The sequence below is a fragment of the uncultured Shimia sp. genome, from assembly GCF_947493595.1.
GTDB lineage: Bacteria > Pseudomonadota > Alphaproteobacteria > Rhodobacterales > Rhodobacteraceae > Shimia.
Map to the genome: position 1 here is coordinate 419,492 of NZ_CANLRL010000002.1, position 20,369 is coordinate 439,860.

A 20,369-nucleotide genomic window follows, 5' to 3' on the forward strand; every position below is an offset into this window, starting at 1 on the left:
AGCCTCGATCCAGTTGCATTCCGACGGTGTGCCGGTATGCGCTTCGGAGCGTATATAGGGAGCATGAATTTGTGCTGCAAGCGTCTCGATTGGGGGATTGTGGCGGATTCGCTACAAATTATGCTGCATTTTAGATATGAGGCGGTGAAAAGTGACCGAACCCTTAAAAATTGCCGGTTTTGAGATCTTCAAAGCGCAGTTGAATGTCAAAGAGCAGGCGGCGATGGTCGCGGATCTGAGGGCTGTGGTGCGGACCGCCCCTATGCGTCACCCGGTGACTCGCAGCGGCAAGCAGATGAGTGTGAAGATGACCAGCGCGGGGCGGTTGGGGTGGATCAGCGACAGGCGTGGGTATCGCTATGAGGCGCAACATCCAGACGGTATGGATTGGCCTGCAATCCCTGAGAGCTTGCTCCGCCTGTGGCAAAACATAACCAATTTGGAGCGTCAGCCGGATTGTTGTCTGATCAATTTCTACGGCGAGGGTGCGCGGATGGGGTTGCATCAGGACAATGACGAGGGGGACTTTTCGTTTCCGGTGCTGTCGGTGAGCCTCGGGGATGAAGGTTTGTTTCGCATGGGAGGCACAGAGCGGGGCGGTAAGACGCAGTCGGTCTGGCTCAGCTCGGGAGATGTGGTGGTGATGGGCGGGGCGGCACGGCTGGCCTATCACGGGGTGGACCGCATCCGATTTGGCAGTTCATCACTTTTGCCGGATGGCGGACGGATCAACATCACACTGCGCGTGGTTTCAGAGGCGGTGTGAAGGGGGAGGCGTTGGGCGCCTTATTAGTGCATGGTGATGGAGCAGCAGCCAGAATAAAAGGTTTGGCTTTGATCGTGGCGCAGGAACAGGCCGACACGCAATGCAAACGACCGATCGGACATGCCGTCGCTGCACTCTGATCGTGTCACTTGTGCTGAAGACTCGCCAAAACCGATGGCGTAGTGGCCTGGTGTTCCATTGGCCTGCACAAACAATCCAGCGCCGGGAAAATCTGTAGAGGTTTCTGGCGTCTTGATTGTCACCCCTTGACCTTGGGTGATGTCGGCGCGCCAAAATGGCTCCGTGCCATAACAGGTCAAAGCATGGGCCAAAGCAAAATCGGGGTTGTCTTCGTGGCGTGTCATATAGCGCATGGAAACCCAGCCAGGCACTTCGCCCAAGTTGATGCGGCCCCAAGTCTTGGCAGCGTTTATGGCAGTGACTTCGATGGCTTTGTCATTCGGAAGCAACTCCCCCAGCTTTTCGGCACTACCAGTGGGGGCGGCACGCACGTTGAGAACATCGTCAGCAGCAACCCCCGCAACATCGTAGAGAGCCGGCAGGGGTTCGGCCAAAACGGACATTGGCCACAACAGGGCAACGATGAACAGACGGATCATCGGCGGGCACTCCAAGACAGGGACGCGTGTTTGCGTGTGTAGAATTCGCCCATCAGACCCACCATCAACAGCACCACGCCAACAATGATCGGATACTCGATGGAAGAGTTGCGTGGGAAATAGTTGATGAACGCAAAGCCTCGGGCTTGGTCGATGCAGTGGAACAGCGGATTCCAGTCAAACATCGCCAGCATGAAAGGCGGCAGGGTGTTTGCGACAAACATTTTGCCTGAGGCAATCATATTGGCGCGAGCGTAGATGGTGTTGGCAATGCCCACAAAAGTCGGAAACCAGGGTTTTAGTGCAAGAAATACGGTACCAATGGCCAGACCGGTGAACCAAGCCACCAGCAACATGCCAAAGGTCGGAACAGGTTGGTCGATATCAAATGGCGTGAAGGCCACGTGATAGACAAACAGGATCGCGGCCAAAGACAGAACCTGAATATAGAGTGTGCCAAGCGCGGCAGACAGAATGGCAATGATGGTATTCATTGGCGCGTGTTTCATCATCGGCGAGGATGGGCCTTCGGAGTTGACCACAGACCCCATGGTTTTGGTGTGGGTCATAAACAGGAAGACGCCGGACATGATGTAGATGAGGAAGTCTCCGCGCAGGGCGGCACCGCGCAGGCCAAGCACGGAGAACATGACAAAAAACGCCATCACAAAAATCACGGTTTGCAGCATGTTCATGACAATCGACATCAGCGCGTTGCCATGGCTTTTGCGCACACTGCGGACAATGGCGTGGTAAATCAGTTCGGCGATGTTGAGCGCCGACGCGAAGGTCGTTTTGGGTGCGGATTGCTGAAACATTGCCTGTGCCGGTTGCGGAGGGCCCTTAGGATGACAGGGAAATCTTGCCGTTCTGTTACGCAAAGAGCATAAGGGGCGCGACGAAAATAAACAACAAATGCCTTTTAGGAGCAGATCATTGAATTACGACACTTTGATTCCGGTTATTCGTAAACTGGCCATTGAGGCCGGTGCCGAAATTATGAAGATTTATCAGGCGGATGACTTTGACGTGAAAGTCAAGAGCGACGACAGCCCGGTGACGGCGGCGGATGAGGCGGCAGATGCGCTGATTTCGGCTGGTTTGCGGGCTGCTTTTCCGGACGTGATGTTGGTGACGGAAGAGCAGGCGGAGAGCCACACAGCGAAAGGCGAAACATTTCTGATCGTTGATCCGCTGGATGGCACCAAGGAGTTCATCCACCGTCGCGGTGATTTCACCGTGAATATCGCCTACGTGGAAAACGGCGTGCCGCAGCGCGGCGTGGTCTATGCACCAGCGCGGGAGCGGATGTTCTTCACGCAAGCCGATGGTCAGGCGGTGGAAGAGACCGGGGCATTTGATCCGGACACTGTGGGCGATGTGAAAGCCATCAATGTGGCAGACAGCGACAACAGTGCGCTTTACGTAGTGGCGTCCAAGTCGCACCGCGATCAGGCAACCGATGATTACATCAACAAATACAACGTCAAAGACCTGAAGAGCGCGGGCTCTTCGCTGAAGTTCTGCCTGGTGGCCACTGGCGAGGCGGATGTCTATCCGCGTGTGGGTCGAACCATGGAGTGGGACACGGCAGCGGGCCACGCGGTGCTGTTGGGCGCTGGTGGGGACGTTGTGCGCTTTGATGACCACACGCCGCTAAAGTACGGCAAAGAGGATTTTGCCAACCCGTTCTTCATTGCCTACGCCCCAAAAGTGGAGCTGAAAGAAGCCTGATGTCTGTCTTGATCGTCATTCCGGCGCGATATGCGTCCACACGTTATCCCGGCAAGCCGCTGGCGGAACTCAAAGGCGCAACGGGAGAGGCCAAAAGCCTGATCCGGCGCAGCTGGGAAGCGGCCATTTCGGTGAAAGGCGTGGATCGTGTGGTTGTGGCGACGGATGACGATCGCATCAAGGCAGCAAGCGAAGCCTTTGGCGCAGAGGTGGTGATGACTTCGCCCACCTGCGCCAATGGCACCGAACGCTGTGCCGAGGCGTTTGACGTTTTGGGCGGCGGCTATGAGATTGTGGTGAACCTGCAAGGCGATGCGCCGCTGACACCGGCCTGGTTTGTCGAAGATCTGGTCGACGGTCTGCGCGGCGATCCGGTGGCGGAGGTGGCGACGCCGGTGTTGCGCTGTGACGGGCGGGCGCTTAACGGGTTTTTGGAAGATCGTAAGGCCGGGCGCGTTGGCGGCACCACAGCGGTGTTTTCCAAAGATCGCCACGCGCTCTATTTCTCCAAGGAAGTGGTGCCGTTTACCGATGCCACCTTTGCAGATGAGGACGAAACGCCGGTGTTCCACCACGTTGGGGTTTATGCCTACCGGCCATCGGCGCTGGGTGCGTATCCGCGTTGGGATGCCGGGCCGCTGGAGCAGCTGGAAGGGTTGGAGCAGTTGCGGTTCATGGAACAAGGGCGGCAGGTGCTCTGCGTCGAGGTAGAGGCACGAGGGCGGCAGTTCTGGGAGCTGAACAACCCTGAAGACGTGCCCCGTATCGAAGCGATGATGGCGCAGATGGGCACCGCATGATGCCGTCCGCCGGACAACCTACCATCAGTGTGGTGGTGGTGAGCCGGCGGCGCCCGGAGGCGCTGAAGCGTGCTTTGGTGGGCATTTCACAGCTGCGCTACCCGGCATTTGAAGTTGTGGTGGTGGCGGATGCGGCGGGATTGGCGGCGGCCAAGGATTTGCCATTTGGCGATCAGCTCAAAACGGTGGAATACGAGACGCCCAATATCTCGGCGGCGCGCAACCGTGGCATTGCCCATGCCGCGGGCGAAGTTGTGGCGTTTATCGATGATGATGCGGTACCGGAAACCGGTTGGCTGCACCATTTGGCGGCGCCGTTTGCCAAGCCTGAGGTGGCGGCCGCAGGGGGCTTCGTGCGGGGGCGCAACGGGATCAGTTTTCAATGGCAGGCGCAGAGCGTGGATGGCACGGGCGCGGGCTTGCCGCTTGAGGTCACAGGTGATGATCCGGTGGTACTGACCCCCAATGCGGAGCGGGCGATCAAGACCGAAGGCACCAATATGGCGTTTCGGCGTGAGGTGTTGGCAGAACTGGGCGGATTTGATCCGGCGTTTCATTACTATCTGGATGAAACCGATCTGAATCTACGGCTGGCGGCGGCGGGGTATAAGACCGCGATTGTGCCGCGTGCCGAGGTGCATCACGGTTTTGCGGAGAACCGTCAGCGCACAGCGGCGCGGGTGCCGCGGGATCTGAGCGAGATTGGCGCGAGCAAGGCGATGTTCCTGCGCAAGCACTGTCCGGAAGGCCAGCGGGATACGGTGTGGACGTCATTCTGTCAGGGGCAGCGGCGGCGATTGTTGCGCCATATGGTGGCGGGTCACATCATGCCGGGCGATGTGCGGCGATTGATGCGCGGCCTGCATCAAGGCTACGCGGACGGGCAGACGCGAGCGCTGGGCCAGACACCGGAACTGACGCGGGCGGCGGATGGCTTTGCGCCGTTGGAGATAAAGACCGGCACGCAGGTGGTGATTTTTGGCCGTTATTGGCGGCGCAAGGCAATTTTGCGCGAGGCCAAGCAGGCGGCTCAGGACGGGAAATCCCCTTCAGTGTTCATCTTTTCACGTACGGGCGTGTTCCATTCGGTGCGGTTTGATCCAGCCGGGTTTTGGCTGCAACGCGGTGGGCTGTTTGGTCGGTCCGAGCGGCGACAGTCATTGTTCCGCATTGGCGGGTACGGCGCGCGCCTGAGGCAAGAATTTCAACGGGTTGCAGCCCAGCGGCTTTTGTCGGAGACACTGCTTCCCAAACGATTGCAATCAAAACAACAGGCTCAGAAACGGAGCAGATCATGACGCAGGATCAACAACGTACCGCGCTGGTGACAGGCACCGCCGGGTTCATTGGCTTTCACACCGCGGAGCGGTTGTTGCAGGAGGGCTGGAAGGTTGTCGGGTTGGACGCGATGACCGACTATTACGATGTGACCTTAAAGGAGCGGCGTCATGCGATCCTGAAGCAGAGCGGACAGTTCACCGCTGTGGAAGATCGGCTGGAAGGTGACGGCGTGTTGATGGGGTTGTTTGCGGCGCACAAGCCGGATGTGGTGATCCACCTCGCAGCGCAGGCCGGGGTGCGCTACTCGATTGATGCGCCGCGCTCCTACGTGGAGGCCAATCTTGTAGGCACGTTTGAGTTGCTGGAGGCCGCGCGGGCCTATCCGCCGCAGCATATGTTGTTGGCGTCCACCAGTTCGGCTTACGGCGCGAACACCGAGATGCCTTATGCAGAGACCCATAAGACAGACAATCAGATGTCGTTTTATGCAGCCACAAAGAAAGCCAATGAGGTCATGGCGCATTCCTATGCGCATCTCTATCACCTGCCGACGACGATGTTCCGGTTCTTCACGGTTTATGGCCCTTGGGGGCGGCCGGATATGGCGCTGTTCAAATTCACCAAGGCGATTTTGGAAGGCAGCGCGATCGACATTTATAACCACGGTGATATGAGCCGGGACTTCACCTACATCGATGATCTGGTGACCGGGATTGTGAACCTGATTGAGGCTGTGCCAGAGGCGGCGGAGGCACGCGACGTGGCGCGCACAGGTGATAGCCTAAGCCCGGTGGCACCATGGCGGGTGGTCAATATTGGCAATGGTCAGCCGGTTCAGTTGATGAAGTATGTGGCGGCCATTGAGGCCGCACTTGGCCAAGAGGCAAAGAAAAACTTCATGGACATGCAGCCGGGTGATGTTCCGGCAACCTGGGCGGATGCAAGTTTGCTGGAGCAGTTGACGGGCACCATTCCGCAAACGCCCGTGGAAGAGGGCGTTGCGAAATTTGTGGCGTGGTATCGCGAGTATTACAGCGTTTAAAGGCGCTTAGGATTCACCCACAACAGAGAGGGCCGGAGTTTTGGGCGAAGTCAGTGCCGCAACTTCGGTTTCTTCGTTTTCCACGTAGCGTTGCAGGGTCGCGGTCAGCAGGGGGAGGTCGCGGGCCTCGATGGCGCGTCGGAGATCTTGCAGCGCGCTAGCAACTTGCAGCTCAGAAAGCATTTTTTCCTGCGCCCGCATGATCTTGGGGTGTGGCGTGGTCAACATGTCGCTGCCGATGAGCAGCTCTTCGTGCATTTTCTCGCCGGTTTGCAGCCCCGTGAAGCTGATTGCGATGTCGCCGCCGGGGTTGTCTTCATCGCGAATGGAATGGCCTGCGGCCTCAATCATCTTGCGGGCCATTTCATAGATCGACACCGGCTCACCCATGTCCAAGACAAACACATCGCCGCCGCGGGAGAAGCTGCCCGCCAGCAGAACCAATCGCACGGCTTCGTCGATGGTCATGAAGTAACGGGTGACCTCTGGATGGGTCACTGTCACTGGTCCGAGATCGCGGATTTGTTGCTGGAACAACGGGATCACCGAGCCGGAAGAGCCCAGAACATTGCCAAAGCGCACCATGGAAAATTTGGTGTGCTCAGACCGTTTGGCGAGATCCTGGATGACAAGTTCCGCCATGCGTTTGGTGCTGCCCATCATCGACGACGGGCGCACAGCTTTGTCAGTGGAGACCAAGATGAAACGATCCACGCGTGCCAGACGCGCCTCTTCGGCCAACACACGGGTGCCAATCACGTTGTTGCGCACGCCTTCAAAGGCGTTGGCTTCGACCAGGTTCACGTGCTTGTAAGCCGCGGCGTGGAACACCACCTCGATCTGATGCTTGATTAAGATTTCACGCATCAGTTCCGGGTGTTCGATGCTGCCCAAAACGGCAGTCATGCGAAGACCTGGGTTTTCCTGTTTCAGCTCACTGGCAACTTTATAAAGCGCAAACTCGCTGTGATCGACCAGGACCAATTCTTTGGGGCGGCATCGGGCAATTTGCCGACAGAGTTCGCCGCCAATGGACCCACCGGCGCCTGTCACGAGGATCCGATGGTCGCGATAAGTGCCTTCGGTCTGGGGCAGCTCATTTTCCACAGCATCACGCCCAAGCAGGCTGTCGAGCTTAATAGGCGCCGCAGCGGTGACTTCTTCGCCGCGCAAAACAATGTCGGCAAAGGAGGGCAGGGCCAGCACTTCGCAGTTCAACCCAGACAGGCGTTTGCCAATCCGTAGCCGTACAGCTTGGTTGGCGGAGGGCATGGCGAGCACAACACGGTCAATTCGGTTGCGCCGCACGATAGAGGCGATGCGCTTTGGTGAGTGCACTTTCAGGCCTAAAATGGTGAGCTTTAAGAGGCCTGGATCGTCGTCAACAAATCCAAAGGCTTTGAACTCGTCATCGGTTTGCAGGGCGGCGGCCATTTGCTGACCGGTTTGCCCCGCGCCATAGATGAGCACCTGTTTGCGCGGCATTTGGGAGGCGTAGATCCGCTCGACGATGCGCAGCATGAGAAAGCGGCTGCCAACCGAGAGAAAGGCAAACAATGCGCCAAATTCTACCATAGTTTCGACAGTGAAATACGACGGGCCAAAGACTTTGGTCACACCGTATCCAATGCCGGATACAACGACGGCAACCACCACCACCTTGGCAACTTCGTCCATGCCAAAAGTGTTTAATTTTACACGGTTTAGGCCAAGGCCGTGCAAGGTAATGGCGCTAAGAGCGAGCACAATCGGAAGGTACCAGGCAACGGTGGTCCAGGAAGTCGATTCGGTGGTGTTGGAAAAGGCCAAACAGAGCGCGAGCGCAGCGGCTGACAAGTCGACGAGCAAAAGCACGCACGCTTTCTGAAAATGCGTCAGATTGGATAGGACTTTGAAAAGCATAATGTTTGCTCACAAATCGGGTCAAATAAGATCGTCTAAAAATACGTCTTGAGACTTCGCTCAAAAATGTGGGAGTTCTTCCCGGAGAGTATTTGTCGTGGGTCGTCTGGTTGCGCTGCTTTGGGGCAAACACAGATTGCTTATATTACAGGTTTTGAAAAATTTGAATTGGTTTCTAGTGCTTTTGTTAATAACTGCCGATCCTTTGATGAGCGTGCCCAAATTGGAGGCATATTGGCCTCTTGCACAAGAGGAAGCGTTGGTACCTTCACCGACACGTCACGGAGTCAGACGGGACACAGTCTTGGTAAAAGTTAACAATCGGTGCTTGTTTTTGTGCGGAAACCGGTTCTAAAAGAGTGGAAAATTTTATGAGGCAAGTTATGGGGCACTTGAGTTTGAAGGCAGTATTGGCGCTGGCCATGCTTTCCATTGCTGCGTGCTCGCTACCGCGTGGTGGCCCTATCGCGTCTGAACTCGTCGGCGAGTCTGCGGTGCCCGAAGATATCCAGGTCACAGAAGTTTCCCGAAAAAATGTCACCCAGATCGGTAAGTGGCCTGAGACCGGCTGGCACGGCCATTACCATTGGTTTGCCCGCGCGCCGGGGCCGAAAAGCCGGGTCATCCAGACCGGCGATCGGGTCACGCTGACGGTTTGGGACAATCAGGAAAACTCGCTGTTGCTTGGTCCGGCGGACCGGTCCGTGCCACTACGGCCAGTGGAGGTCACGGAAGCAGGCACGATTTTTGTGCCATACGTGAATGATATTATGGTGGCCGGGCTAACGCCGTATCAGGCACGTGAAAAAATTCAGGGGCAGATGACACCGATTGCACCGTCCGCTCAGGTTCAGATTGATGTTACGCCCGGACCGGCCAATTCGGTGGATGTCGTCACTGGTGTGGCGTCGCCCAGCCGGTTGCCGCTTTCGGATCGCAATGTTTCTATCCTGTCGGTAGTTGCGCAGTCCGGTGGAGTGAGTGAAAGCATAAAAAATCCGCTGGTGCGGTTGCAGCGTCAAGGAAAGTCTTACGAAATCCCACTGGATAGCCTGCTGAAAGATCCAGCCAAGAACGTTATTATGCGCGGTGGCGATCAACTGATTGTTGAGGAAGAAGAGCGCTATTTTATAGCGGTAGGTTCTACCACCAAGGAAGAGCTGGTCTATTTCCACCAGGAGCACATTACCGCGCTTGAGGCGGTGTCTTTGTTGGGGGGCTTGAATGACGCCCGCGCCAACCCGCAGGGGCTATTTGTGTTGCGTCAGTATCCGGAGTCCGCCGTCCGTCAAGATGGGACAGGTCCATCGTCGCAGCACGTGATTTTCCGGTTTGATCTGACCAAGGCAGACGAGTTGTTTGGTGCCAAGAACTTTCATGTGCAGCCGGCAGATATCGTGGTTGCCAGTGAGTCGGCGGTGAAGCCAGCCCAGGCGGTGATTGCTTTGTTGGGTTCGATGTTTGCGATATCGAACGCATTTAACTAATGCGGTTGTAAAAACCGCACGTTAGAAAGGCGACGTTGGCAAGACACGAACGGCTTGCTTTGTTTGTGTAGAAATGGACGCAAAATCGTGTTATCGCCAAAAGTAATTTGAAACAGAATTTTCATCACTTAATCGATAGTTTGTAGGTTGGTGTCCAACTATGTGACGCCACAGCACAGTGACCAGAGAGAGCGACTAATGCAGCGTAAAGTTACCAAGGCCATTTTTCCTGTAGCGGGCATGGGGACCCGGTTTTTGCCGGCGACAAAATCAGTACCCAAGGAAATCATGACATTGGTGGATCGTCCGCTGATCCAATATGCGATTGACGAAGCGCGTGAGGCGGGAATCACGGAATTCATCTTTGTAACCTCGCGCGGCAAAGGTGCGCTTGAGGACTATTTCGACTGTGCGCCCCAATTGGAGCAAACCCTACGCGAAAAAGGCAAGACCGAGCTGTTGGAGGCTGTGGAAGCCACCAATATGGAAAGTGGTGCAATTGCTTATATTCGTCAGCACAAAGCCATGGGGCTTGGACATGCGGTGGCCTGTGCCAGCCGTTTGGTGGCGGATGAGCCATTTGCTGTGATCCTGCCGGATGATGTGATTGCCGGTGAAACTTCCTGTCTCAAGCAGATGGTGGATGCTTATCAGGAAACCGGTGGCTGCATGGTTGCGGCGATGGAAGTGCCGCCGGCAAAAGCCTCCTCCTATGGCGTGCTGGATGTGAAAGAAGACATGGGGGCGATGGTTTCTGTTAAGGGCATGGTGGAGAAACCTGCACCAGGGACCGAGCCGTCCAATCTGGCGGTGATTGGCCGTTATATTTTGACGCCGGACATCTTCACCAACCTCAAAGGACAGGGTGAAGGCGCGGGCGGTGAGATCCAGCTGACCGATGCGATTGCCACCGAGATTGCCAAAGGTGAAAATGTGTTTGGCTATCGCTTCCAGGGACGCCGTTACGACTGTGGTTCCAAAGCGGGCTTCTTGCAGGCGACTGTGGCCTTTGCACTAGAGCGAGACGATCTGCGTGATGAGTTGTCCCAGTATCTTGAAGAGCTGGTGGTGGCGCGTCGCGCGGCGGAATAAGACTCCCTGAAAGGACTACGATTGTGAACCACATAATCGTCACTGGCGGCGCGGGCTATATTGGCTCGCACGCCTGTAAAGCATTGGCCAATGCAGGTTTTATTCCTGTTACTTTCGACAACCTCGTGACCGGATGGGAAGATGCGGTGAAGTTTGGCCCGTTTGAGCAAGGGGACTTGCTTGACCGTGGGCAACTGGATGCGATGTTTGCCAAATATGAACCGGTTGCGGTGATGCATTTTGCAGCATTGTCCCAGGTTGGCGAAAGCATGAAGGAGCCGGGCAAGTACTGGCGCAACAATGTGCAGGGCTCGCTGAATCTGATTGAAGCGACGGTGGATGCCGGCGTGCGCAACTTTGTGTTTTCCTCCACCTGTGCGACCTATGGTGACCACGACAACGTGACCTTGGACGAGAGTGTCGAGCAATTGCCGATCAATGCTTATGGCGCGTCCAAGCGGGCCATTGAGGACATGTTGCGTGACTTTGATGCGGCGTATGGGCTGCATTCCGTGATCTTCCGGTACTTCAATGTGGCGGGGGCGGATCCGGATGCCGAGGTTGGCGAGTTCCACCAGCCGGAAACCCATTTGATCCCGCTTATGTTGGATGCGATTGACGGAAAACGCGATGCGCTGACCATTTTTGGCACCGATTACGACACGCCCGATGGCACCTGCATTCGTGACTACGTGCATGTCTGCGATCTTGTGGATGCCCATGTGCTTGGGTTGAAGCGTCTTTTGGATGGGCATGGCAGTCGCGTGTTCAATCTGGGCACCGGCACCGGATTTTCCGTGCGTGAGGTGATTGACCAGTCGCGTGCGGTGACCAATCGCGAAGTGCCATACAATGAGGGTCCACGCCGTGCAGGGGATTGCACAAAGCTGGTCTCCGGCTCGACACGGGCCGAGAAAGAGCTAGGGTGGGAGCCGAAACGCTCCAAAATGGACCTGATGATTGCCGATGCATGGAGATGGCATCAGACCGGGTATTACGACAAGTAATCCTCCCGCTCGACTTCTGGAAATGACACGGGTGCTGGCCCTTTCGGGGCGGCGGCCGTCTGGCGTGGACCGAGTGTGTCTGGCGTATTTGCGTGCGCTTTTGGCGGATGGTGTACCGTGCTTTGGTTTGGTGCGCACCGGGCTGGGGTATGTGCTGCTGGATCGGGATGGCATGCAGGTTTGTCTGGACGCCATTGAGGGGCGGCGGGGGTGGCCGGCACCGGATTTTGTGTCCCGGATGCGGCACCGTGCAGACAGTCCGCGGCGGGTGCCGGACACGCTGGCGCGACAGGTGGCGATAGCGCGGGCGCGCCCGAGGGTGTTGGCGCGCATTCTACGGCGGCATTTGCCCGAGGGCTGCGTTTACATCAATGTCGATCAGACCACATTTACAACCCGTGTGGCACAGGCGGTGAAGAGCATTAAGGGCGGCAAGATCACCGTTTTTTTGCATGACACCATCCCGCTGGACCACCCGCAGTATCAGACGCCGCAATCTGTCCAAAAGCTGGCGGCCATTTTGAAGCGCTGTGCCAGTTATGCGGATTTGATCCTGACCAATTCACATGTGTCGGGCAGTGACATTGCTCGCCATATGTCGCCCTTGGGGTCCGTGCCTCCCGTTGAGGTTGCGCACCTTGGGGTGGAGCTCGATTTTTTCGAAAACGAGAACAATGACGCCGATCCAAAGATTGAAGCGCCCTATTTCTTGCATGTGGGCACAATCGAGCCGCGCAAAAATATCGGCTTCTTGTTGGATCTTTGGGAAGGCCTTGCTGAGCGGTGGCCCGCATCGGATATCCCGCGTCTGGTGATTGCAGGGCGTCGTGGATGGGAAAGTCGGGACGTTCTGGAGCGTCTCGAATCAACACCGTTGAGAGACAGGTTTCTGTTGGAATTTAACGATTTAGATGACGCTGCGTTGCGTGATCTTGTTACCGGAGCGGCAGGGGTTCTGTTTCCAAGTTTTGCGGAGGGGTTTGGCCTACCACCGGTGGAAGCAGCGGCGATGGGGCGGCCAGTGGTGGCAAATACCCTCCCCGTTTTACGGGAAATTCTTGGGGATTATCCCATTTACGCAAGCGTTTCAGATGTTTATCTATGGGAAACAATAATCAGGTCTCTGGCGACAGCACAGGCGGTGGCACAGGAGTCCGGATCGGGACCAGAAGCGTGCTTTTCTCCCCCTACCTGGGAGGGGCATTTCAACACGGTCTTAAGGGTCACGTGATAGATCCTGTGGTCGGACCTTCAGAGAATAGGAAAGGTTGAGACAGGGGTGAGCGCGCTGCAATCATATCGGCTTCGGATCAGACGCCGGCATCGCCTTGCGCGCGCCATCCGTAAGCGGCGTGAATTGCGCAGCATGGTGGACCGCACGGCGCAGATCAAGTCGTCGGACTTGTTGGCATTTTCCACTCTGCGCAACGAGCATGTCCGGCTGCCGTATTTTCTCGATTACTACCGTAATAAGGGTATCAACCACTTTCTCATTGTGGACAACGACAGCGATGACGGTTCGCTGGAGTATCTGATGGAGCAGCCGGATGTGTCTGTCTGGCACACCCGCAAGAGCTATAAGAAATCCAAATTTGGCGTGGATTGGCTCAACTGGTTGCAGTTTCGCTATGGGCACAATCATTGGTGCCTGACCGTGGACCCCGATGAGTTCTTTATCTACCCGTTCTGTGACACGCGTCCGATTCGGGCGTTGACCGATTGGCTGGATGCGAGTTCGATCAAGTCGTTCAGCGCGATGTTGCTGGATATGTATCCGCGTGGACCAATCACCGAGCAGCCGTATCAGGCGGGGCAAGACCCTATGGAGATTGCCTGCTGGTTTGATGCGGGCAATTACACAATGACCAAGAACCCGCAGTACGGGAACCTTTGGATTCAAGGTGGGCCCCGGTCGCGGGTGTTCTTTCCAAATGAACCGGAATTGGCGCCTGCGCTAAACAAAATTCCGTTGGTGAAATGGAACCGGCGCTATTGTTATGCCAGCTCGACCCATATGCTGCTGCCGCGTGGTTTGAACCAGGTTTATGACGAATGGGGCGGGGAGAAGGCTTCCGGCCTTCTGCTTCATGCGAAGTTCCTTGATACGTTTACCGCCAAGGCGGAAGAGGAGCTGGAGCGCAATCAGCACTACTCCGCCAGTGTGGAATACAAGGCATATGCCGAGCGGCTGCGGGATGCGCCGGAGTTGTGGTGTAAATGGAGCGAGAAATACATCAATTGGCGCCAGCTTGAGATTCTGGGGCTCATGTCCAAGGGGAACTGGGCATGAGTGTGGGCATTCTCATGTTGGTGCACACCGCGTTTGACCGGGCGGAGCAAGTGGCGCGGCATTGGACCAAATATGGCTGTCCGGTGGTGATCCATGTGGATGCCTCAGTGAAGCCGAAGGTCCACAAGAAGTTTGTCAAAGCGTTGGAAGACGTGCCGGATGTGCGGTTTTGCAAGCGGCACAAATGTGAGTGGGGCAATTGGGGGTTGGTCGCGGCCAGCCAAGCCGCAGGGGAGACCATGCTGGCAGAGTTCCCGGAGGTGCGCCACATCTACCTGTCGTCTGGATCCTGCTTGCCATTGCGGCCGGTGCAGGAGCTCAAAGACTATTTGGCGGCGCGGCCACGTACGGATTTTATCGAGAGTGCGACCACGGCGGATGTGCCCTGGACCGTGGGCGGCTTGGATGCGGAACGGTTTACGCTGCACTTCCCGTTTTCCTGGAAGAAGCACCGCTTCCTGTTTGACAAATGGGTGGATATTCAGCGGTTTTTGCGGGTGAAGCGCAAGATTCCAAACGGGGTTGTGCCACATATGGGCAGCCAGTGGTGGTGTCTGACACGCCAGACGTTATCTGCGATTTTGCAGGATCCGGATCGCGACACGTTTGACAAGTATTTCAAGCGGGTGTGGATCCCGGATGAGAGCTATTTCCAAACCCTGTCACGGCTGTATTCGAGCAATATCGAAAGCCGGTCTCTGACGCTTTCGAAATTCGATTTCCAAGGTAAGCCGCATATTTTTTACGACGATCATTTGCAGCTCTTGCGGCGCTCAGATTGTTTTGTGGCCCGTAAGATCTGGCCACGTGCCAACAAGCTTTACAACGGATTTTTGCGCAGCCCCGAGGGGGCGATCAAGATGAGCGAGCCCAATCCGGCCAAGATCGACCGGATTTTTGCCAAAGCGGTGGAGCGCCGGACCAAAGGGCGCACGGGCCTCTATATGCAAAGCCGGTTTCCAAATGAAGGTTGGGAAAACGGCATGACCTTTGGGCGATATTCCGTTTTTCAGGGGTTCACGCAGCTTTTTGAGGACTTTGAGCCGTGGTTGGCGCGCGCGACAGGTGCACGGGTGCATGGGCATTTGTTTGCGCCAGAAGGTGCTGAGTTTGATGGGGGGCAGAAAGTGATCAATGGGGCGTTGAGTGACGCGCCAAAAAACCGCGATTACAACTCGATTGCCTTTTTGACCAGCTTGATCTGGAACACACGTGGTGAGCGCCAGTGTTTTCAGGTGGGGCCGCGTGACGAAGGGGCACCGGTGTGGTTCTTTGCCAAAGACCCCAACGCGCAGGTGTCGGTGATCAGCGGTGCGTGGGCGATCCCGTTGTTCAAGTCGAACCTGAACTTTGCGGATATTCGCAAAGAGGCCGCGCGGCTTCAGAAACTGGAAAATGACCAGTTGTTTGCGTTGCGCAGCCCCTATGCCAAGGCGCGGGTGCGTATTTGGACTTTGGCAGAGTTCATCGAAGCCCCCATGGAGCCGTTGCAGACCATTATTGACGAGATTGGCCCGGAAAAGGCCCGCCGCTTAGCTGAGGCGCCGACAATGACGGATTTGACCGGTTTTGGTCAGTTCCTGCAAAACCTGAAAAACCAAGGCATGCACCCTTACCTGATGGGAGATTTCCCAGTATCTCAAGGTGAGGCGGATCAGAAGAAGCCGCCACGGAAACCCTATTTGGTGCAGTAAATATTATGACCAGCCCCTTTGATTACTTTGTGGTCTTTGCCGAAATGCGGACCGGATCCAACTTTCTTGAAGCCAATATCAATGAGTTTGAGGGGCTGAGTTGTTTGGGCGAAGTGTTCAATCCTCACTTTATTGGGTACCCCAACAAGGATGACAGCCTTGGGGTGACGCTTGAGCAACGGACCGATGATCCGCAGGTCATGATTGATGCTGTGAAATCGAATGAGGTGTTGTCTGGGTTTCGATATTTCCACGATCATGAACCCCGTGTCCTCAATACGATGTTGGAGGATCCGCGCTGTGCCAAGATTGTGCTGACGCGCAACCCTTTGGACAGCTACGTGAGTTGGAAAATTGCCCAGGAAACCGGCCAGTGGAAATTGACCGACGTGCGTCGCCGGCGTGACAGCACAGTCAAATTTGACGGGCTTGAATTCCGACGCCATGTGGAAGAGCTGCAGGACTTTCAGGTGTCGTTGATGCGGGCGCTGCAATTGAGCGGACAGACGGCGTTTTATGTGGCCTATGAGGACTTACAGGACATTCAGGTGATGAATGGTCTGGCGCGCTTCCTAGGGCATGAGGAAGAGCTTGAAGCGCTCAATCAGAAGCTCAAGCGGCAGAACCCAAGCCCATTGTCGGAAAAAGTGTCCAATTTTGGCGAAGTGACGCTGGCGCTGGCTGATTTGGACAGGTTCAACCTCAATCGCACGCCGAACTTTGAACCGCGACGCGGGGCGACGGTGCCAAGCTATGTGGCCTGTGCAGCGGCGCCATTGTTGTACCTGCCGATGCGGTCTGGACCACAGGCGACAGTGACGCAATGGATGGCTCAACTGGACCGGGTTGCGGACGATGGATTGATCCGAAATTTTAGTCAGAAAAGCCTGCGTCAGTGGAAGAAAACCCACAAAGGGCACCGAAGCTTTACGGTGGTTCGCCATCCGGTGGCGCGGGTTCATGCGGCGTTTTGTGAGTGCATTCTAGCGGCCGATCAGGGCGTTTATAAGCAGATCCGAAAAACGCTGCGGCGTGTCTACAAGATGCCTTTGCCAAAAGACCCACCAGGCGCGGGGTATACTGCAGAGGAGCACCGCGCCGGATTTGTGGCGTTCCTAGGGTTCGTAAAGGCGAATCTGGCGGGGCAAACCAGCCTGAGGCAGGATGCGCATTGGGTGAGCCAGGCCACGGCCATGCAGGGATTCGGTGACTTGGCCTTGCCAGATATGATTGTGCGTGAAGACGAGATGATGAGCTATTTGCCGGCGCTGGCGATGCAGGTTGGGCGCGTGGACGCGCCTGATCCTGAAGTTGTTGACCCCGGGCATCCGGTGTCGCTCGAAGAGATTTATGACGCAGAGATCGAGAAGCTCTGTAAGGACATCTACAAGCGCGACTATATTGCGTTTGGGTTTGAGAGCTGGAAGTAAAAAAAACGCGCCGTCAGCAGGGCTGCGGCGCGTGGTAAACTCTCGATTTTTGGGCTGGCTTAGGCAGCCTGGACATTGTCGCTTTCCGTTAGGATCGTGAACAACGTTGTTGCGTCCGGATTGGCGCGCAGCTTGGCGCAGATCGAGGCCTCACGCAGGTGCCGAGAGACCTTTGCCAGAGCTTTCAGATGTTCAACGCCTGCTTCTTCCGGCGCAAACAGCGCAAAGGCGATGTCGATGGGCTGGCGGTCCACCGCGTTGAAATCAACCGGCTTTTCCAAAAGGATAAAGGCGCCGACAACGCTTTGTAGCCCTTCGAAACGGGCGTGCGGCAGGGCAACCCCGTGACCCACGCCAGTGGGGCCAAGAGTTTCGCGTTCAATGAGAGCTTCGACAACAGCCGGCGCTGTCAGCCCGTAGGCCGACTCCGCGAGGTCGCCAAATTCTTGCAACAAACGCTTTTTGCTTGAGGCGGCTGTGACAACACGTACCGCCTCAGGCTTGAGGATCGTAGAAAGGTCCATAGGGCCTGTATCTCCGGAGCGCGCTTTGATGCGCTTACTCACTTATGCTTGCGGATCGATCCAGCCAATATTGCCGTCCTCACGGCGATAGACCACGTTCAATCCGTCTTTACCTTCGTTCTTGAAGACCAGCACCGGCGATCCCGCAAGTTCCATCTGCATTACGGCTTCGCCAACGCTCAAGGATGGGATCTTGGTTTCCATCTCTGCGACGATGACTGGCTGCAGCTCAGGCTCGGCTTCATGTTCTTCAGCTTCAGGCGCGAGGATATACGAGGAAGCGCCGAAAAGTTCAACCGGGTCCTGACGTTCCTTGTGGTGATCCTTCAGTCGGCGCTTGTACCGACGCAGTTGTTTGTCCATTTTTTCCGCACAACTGTCAAAAGCGGCGTAGATTTCAGTTTCATGTGCTTTGGCCTGTGCGGTCAGTCCAGTGGACAGATGCACAGTGGCCTCGCAGACATATTCGTGCGCGTGTTTGGAGAACGTGATCGTCGCGTCGGTGGGTCGGCCCGCATATTTCTCGAGCACGCTGCCCAACTCCGTTTTCACGTGAGTTTGCAGAGCATCACCAACGTCGATGTGTTTTCCGGTAATCTGATAGCGCATCCTGTCTCCTTTTCGATGACATGTCGGACCACGGGCTTGAGCTGCCCGTTATCAGTTAGGTCCGAATGCTGGAAATCGACATTGCCAACCCTTGCGAAAGACCAGGCCTTTTTACGAAGGCCACCACGGTCACTGCGGGGGGTCGATCAAATGTCATGAATCCATTTGAGTAGGCCGACGGGAAAGAGTCAATGATCGAGCGCAAGATTATGCGGATTTCCGCGAGAGGGTCAGGAGATACGGAAGTTCTCGCCCAAGTAGACACGGCGCACGTTTTCGTTTTCGACCACCTCGTCCGGCGTGCCGGACATAAGCACCTTGCCGTCGTGCAGGATGTAGGCGCGGTCCACAATCTCAAGAGTCTCACGTACATTGTGGTCGGTGATCAATACACCGATGCCCCGTTTTTTGAGGTCGGCCACCAGATGGCGGATGTCCCCGACAGAGATAGGGTCCACACCGGCAAACGGCTCGTCGAGCAACAAGTATTTTGGATCCGCTGCGAGGCAGCGGGCAATTTCCACGCGACGGCGTTCGCCACCAGACAGGGCCAGCGCAGGTGCTCGGCGCAGGTGCTCGATGGAGAACTCGCTGAGCAGTTCCTCGAGGCGCTCGCGGCGCTTGTGGCGGTCTTTGTGCGTGATGTCGAGGATTGCGGTGATGTTGTCTTCTACAGAGAGACCCCGAAAAATCGACATTTCCTGCGGCAGGTAGCCAATGCCAAGTTTGGCGCGGCGATACATGGGCAGGGTGGTCACGTCGCGCCCATCGATGGAGACGCGCCCCCCTTCCGGCACCAGAAGACCGGCCACAGCGTAGAAGGTGGTGGTTTTGCCGGAGCCGTTGGGGCCAAGCAAGGCCACAACCTCGCCACGGTTCAACTCCATCGAAAAATCACGGATCACAACACGTTTGCGATACGCCTTGCGCAGGCTTTGCACTTGCAAGCCAGAGCTGCCTTGGGTGACGGAGAGATCGGGTTTGGCCATGGTTACTGAGACTTCAGAACTGTTTTAACGTTGCCGGTCATCTGCGCGGTGTTGTCGGTGAGATTGAGGCGCATTTTATCAGCGGTGATCGTGGTTTTGGACTGCACCACAGTGACGTTGCCGGTCATCTCTACGGTGCCATCGTCGATGCTGTAGATCGCTTGATTGGCTTCTGCTGCATCGGGGCCCTGCACCAGCAGCACATTGCCTTCGGCCACAAGGCGCGCAATGGCCTGGGTATCCTGATTGTAGTGCACATTGACCTTGTCGGCCGTCATACGCATGTCGCCCTGGGACACGTCCACTTTGCCTTCAAAAACAGCGCTGCCATCTGATTGGTTTACAGAAAGGGCCTCTGCCGTGACTTCCACGGGCAGGCCGGTGTCCTGTTGCATCTGGCCAAAGCCAACCTGAAACCCCTGTGCCATCCCTGCGACGGGAGTCACCGCCAGAAGGGAGATTGCCAAAGCACGGATCAATTTCACAGGGTCACCTCGTCTCATTTTGGGGCGTGTATACCAGTCGCACACCTTTTGTGAAAAACAAATAAATTTCATTGTTTTCCCCAGAGGGGCGCAGAGCCATGCGGCCTGCCTCAAGTGTGCCCAAGGCACTTTCTGCGGTGATGCTGCCGGCGGTTTCGGCGCGGGCGTCTTCCAGGCCAAACAACATGCTGTCGGTGGTGATGGTGTAGCCCGCGGAGGTGACCACTTCGACCTCCCCAGCCAGCTCGACTTCGTTGAACGTGCTGCTCATTTCTCCGGCTTCAGCGCGCACGGTGATTTCGGTGCCCTCTGTGGTGCTGATCAAGGCGCCAACTTGATCAGCGATGATGCGGGACGGGTCGTCGATATCCGGGTGCGCGGTGGCGGAGGTCAGCGTGATGTGATGGCCGTCGTTGGTTTTTCCGGAGATATACGGTGCGGTGATTTGACGATCGCGCAGGCGTTTTTCAAGTTCCACGTCTGCAAAGGGGATCGCGCTTTCCAGATCCACTTCGTGGGAAATCAGAAACAGCGTTGACAGGATGCCAAGCGCGGTCAGGGGCAGAAGCACCTTCAGCCAGGCCACCAAGTTGGAATATGTGAGCCGGCGTACCACC

20 protein-coding genes are annotated in these 20,369 nt (G+C 56.4%); 12 read left to right on the forward strand and 8 right to left on the reverse strand.

Annotation, left to right across the window (positions count from 1 at the left end; genetic code table 11):
• Positions 1 to 151: 151 nt before the first annotated feature.
• The gene (locus Q0955_RS07560) at positions 152 to 766 is read left to right on the forward strand and encodes an alpha-ketoglutarate-dependent dioxygenase AlkB (protein WP_299422459.1); all 615 of its coding nucleotides are present in this window, start codon (positions 152 to 154) and stop codon (positions 764 to 766) included.
• Between the two features lie 23 nt (positions 767 to 789).
• Here Q0955_RS07560 and Q0955_RS07565 read toward each other — a convergent pair whose 3' ends face one another.
• Both Q0955_RS07565 and Q0955_RS07570 read right to left on the reverse strand, forming a co-directional pair.
• Entirely contained in the window at positions 790 to 1,386 is a 597-nt protein-coding gene (locus Q0955_RS07565; RefSeq protein WP_299422469.1) for an SH3 domain-containing protein, read from the reverse strand.
• Complete coding sequence (locus Q0955_RS07570; RefSeq protein ID WP_299422476.1) at positions 1,383 to 2,204, reverse strand: ABC transporter permease; 822 nt, start codon at positions 2,202 to 2,204, stop codon at positions 1,383 to 1,385. The genes Q0955_RS07565 and Q0955_RS07570 overlap by 4 nt, the downstream gene beginning before the upstream one ends.
• Before the next feature lie 118 nt (positions 2,205 to 2,322).
• On the opposite strand from Q0955_RS07570, the gene cysQ reads away from it, so the two are divergent.
• The 4 genes from cysQ to Q0955_RS07590 are packed head-to-tail and all read left to right on the forward strand — an operon-like array spanning position 2,323 to position 6,243.
• Positions 2,323 to 3,120 (forward strand): 3'(2'),5'-bisphosphate nucleotidase CysQ, encoded by a 798-nt coding sequence (cysQ, locus tag Q0955_RS07575; RefSeq protein ID WP_299422484.1) that lies wholly within the window; start codon positions 2,323 to 2,325, stop codon positions 3,118 to 3,120.
• Positions 3,120 to 3,920: a manno-octulosonate cytidylyltransferase gene (locus Q0955_RS07580; protein WP_299422501.1), complete on the forward strand. Its 801-nt coding sequence runs from the start codon at positions 3,120 to 3,122 to the stop codon at positions 3,918 to 3,920. The genes cysQ and Q0955_RS07580 overlap by 1 nt, the downstream gene beginning before the upstream one ends.
• On the forward strand, positions 3,917 to 5,218 hold the full coding sequence (locus Q0955_RS07585) for a glycosyltransferase (RefSeq protein WP_299422508.1): 1,302 nt from the start codon (positions 3,917 to 3,919) through the stop codon (positions 5,216 to 5,218). Before Q0955_RS07580 ends, Q0955_RS07585 begins: the two co-directional genes overlap by 4 nt.
• Positions 5,215 to 6,243 carry an SDR family NAD(P)-dependent oxidoreductase gene (locus tag Q0955_RS07590; protein ID WP_299422517.1) on the forward strand — a complete coding sequence of 343 codons (1,029 nt, stop codon included), beginning with the start codon at positions 5,215 to 5,217 and terminating at the stop codon, positions 6,241 to 6,243. The genes Q0955_RS07585 and Q0955_RS07590 overlap by 4 nt, the downstream gene beginning before the upstream one ends.
• Before the next feature lie 6 nt (positions 6,244 to 6,249).
• On the opposite strand, the gene Q0955_RS07595 is transcribed toward Q0955_RS07590, so the two are convergent.
• Positions 6,250 to 8,097, reverse strand: coding sequence for a nucleoside-diphosphate sugar epimerase/dehydratase (locus Q0955_RS07595; protein ID WP_299422527.1), 1,848 nt, complete (start codon positions 8,095 to 8,097; stop codon positions 6,250 to 6,252).
• Between the two features lie 458 nt (positions 8,098 to 8,555).
• Here Q0955_RS07595 and Q0955_RS07600 point away from each other — a divergent pair, with 458 nt between their 5' ends.
• The 7 genes from Q0955_RS07600 to Q0955_RS07630 all read left to right on the forward strand — a co-directional run bounded on the left by Q0955_RS07600 (position 8,556) and on the right by Q0955_RS07630 (position 17,145).
• Entirely contained in the window at positions 8,556 to 9,632 is a 1,077-nt protein-coding gene (locus Q0955_RS07600) for a polysaccharide biosynthesis/export family protein (protein WP_299422540.1), read from the forward strand.
• 198 nt (positions 9,633 to 9,830) lie between these two features.
• Entirely contained in the window at positions 9,831 to 10,724 is an 894-nt protein-coding gene (gene galU, locus Q0955_RS07605; RefSeq protein ID WP_299422553.1) for a UTP--glucose-1-phosphate uridylyltransferase GalU, read from the forward strand.
• A 23-nt stretch (positions 10,725 to 10,747) separates the two neighbouring features.
• Complete coding sequence (gene galE / locus Q0955_RS07610) at positions 10,748 to 11,731, forward strand: UDP-glucose 4-epimerase GalE (RefSeq protein ID WP_299422561.1); 984 nt, start codon at positions 10,748 to 10,750, stop codon at positions 11,729 to 11,731.
• 22 nt (positions 11,732 to 11,753) lie between these two features.
• Positions 11,754 to 12,962, forward strand: coding sequence for a glycosyltransferase family 1 protein (locus Q0955_RS07615; RefSeq protein ID WP_299422563.1), 1,209 nt, complete (start codon positions 11,754 to 11,756; stop codon positions 12,960 to 12,962).
• A 48-nt stretch (positions 12,963 to 13,010) separates the two neighbouring features.
• Positions 13,011 to 14,021 carry a glycosyltransferase family 2 protein gene (locus Q0955_RS07620; RefSeq protein ID WP_299422566.1) on the forward strand — a complete coding sequence of 337 codons (1,011 nt, stop codon included), beginning with the start codon at positions 13,011 to 13,013 and terminating at the stop codon, positions 14,019 to 14,021.
• A complete protein-coding gene (locus tag Q0955_RS07625; RefSeq protein WP_299422569.1) occupies positions 14,018 to 15,715 on the forward strand; it encodes a beta-1,6-N-acetylglucosaminyltransferase in 1,698 nt (565 codons plus the stop codon). The genes Q0955_RS07620 and Q0955_RS07625 overlap by 4 nt, the downstream gene beginning before the upstream one ends.
• A 5-nt stretch (positions 15,716 to 15,720) precedes the next feature.
• The gene (locus tag Q0955_RS07630; protein ID WP_299422572.1) at positions 15,721 to 17,145 is read left to right on the forward strand and encodes a sulfotransferase family 2 domain-containing protein; all 1,425 of its coding nucleotides are present in this window, start codon (positions 15,721 to 15,723) and stop codon (positions 17,143 to 17,145) included.
• A 59-nt stretch (positions 17,146 to 17,204) separates the two neighbouring features.
• On the opposite strand, the gene Q0955_RS07635 is transcribed toward Q0955_RS07630, so the two are convergent.
• From Q0955_RS07635 to lptC, 5 genes are all read right to left on the reverse strand, one after another.
• Entirely contained in the window at positions 17,205 to 17,669 is a 465-nt protein-coding gene (locus Q0955_RS07635) for a PTS sugar transporter subunit IIA (RefSeq protein ID WP_299422574.1), read from the reverse strand.
• Between the two features lie 42 nt (positions 17,670 to 17,711).
• Positions 17,712 to 18,278, reverse strand: a complete 567-nt coding sequence (raiA, locus tag Q0955_RS07640; protein ID WP_299422577.1) for a ribosome-associated translation inhibitor RaiA — start codon at positions 18,276 to 18,278, stop codon at positions 17,712 to 17,714.
• A gap of 230 nt (positions 18,279 to 18,508) precedes the next feature.
• Positions 18,509 to 19,267 carry an LPS export ABC transporter ATP-binding protein gene (gene lptB, locus Q0955_RS07645; RefSeq protein ID WP_299422580.1) on the reverse strand — a complete coding sequence of 253 codons (759 nt, stop codon included), beginning with the start codon at positions 19,265 to 19,267 and terminating at the stop codon, positions 18,509 to 18,511.
• Between the two features lie 2 nt (positions 19,268 to 19,269).
• Positions 19,270 to 19,752, reverse strand: coding sequence for a lipopolysaccharide transport periplasmic protein LptA (gene lptA / locus Q0955_RS07650; RefSeq protein WP_299422583.1), 483 nt, complete (start codon positions 19,750 to 19,752; stop codon positions 19,270 to 19,272).
• 4 nt (positions 19,753 to 19,756) lie between these two features.
• Positions 19,757 to 20,368 carry an LPS export ABC transporter periplasmic protein LptC gene (lptC, locus tag Q0955_RS07655; RefSeq protein ID WP_299422586.1) on the reverse strand — a complete coding sequence of 204 codons (612 nt, stop codon included), beginning with the start codon at positions 20,366 to 20,368 and terminating at the stop codon, positions 19,757 to 19,759.
• Between the last annotated feature and the right edge of the window lies 1 nt (position 20,369).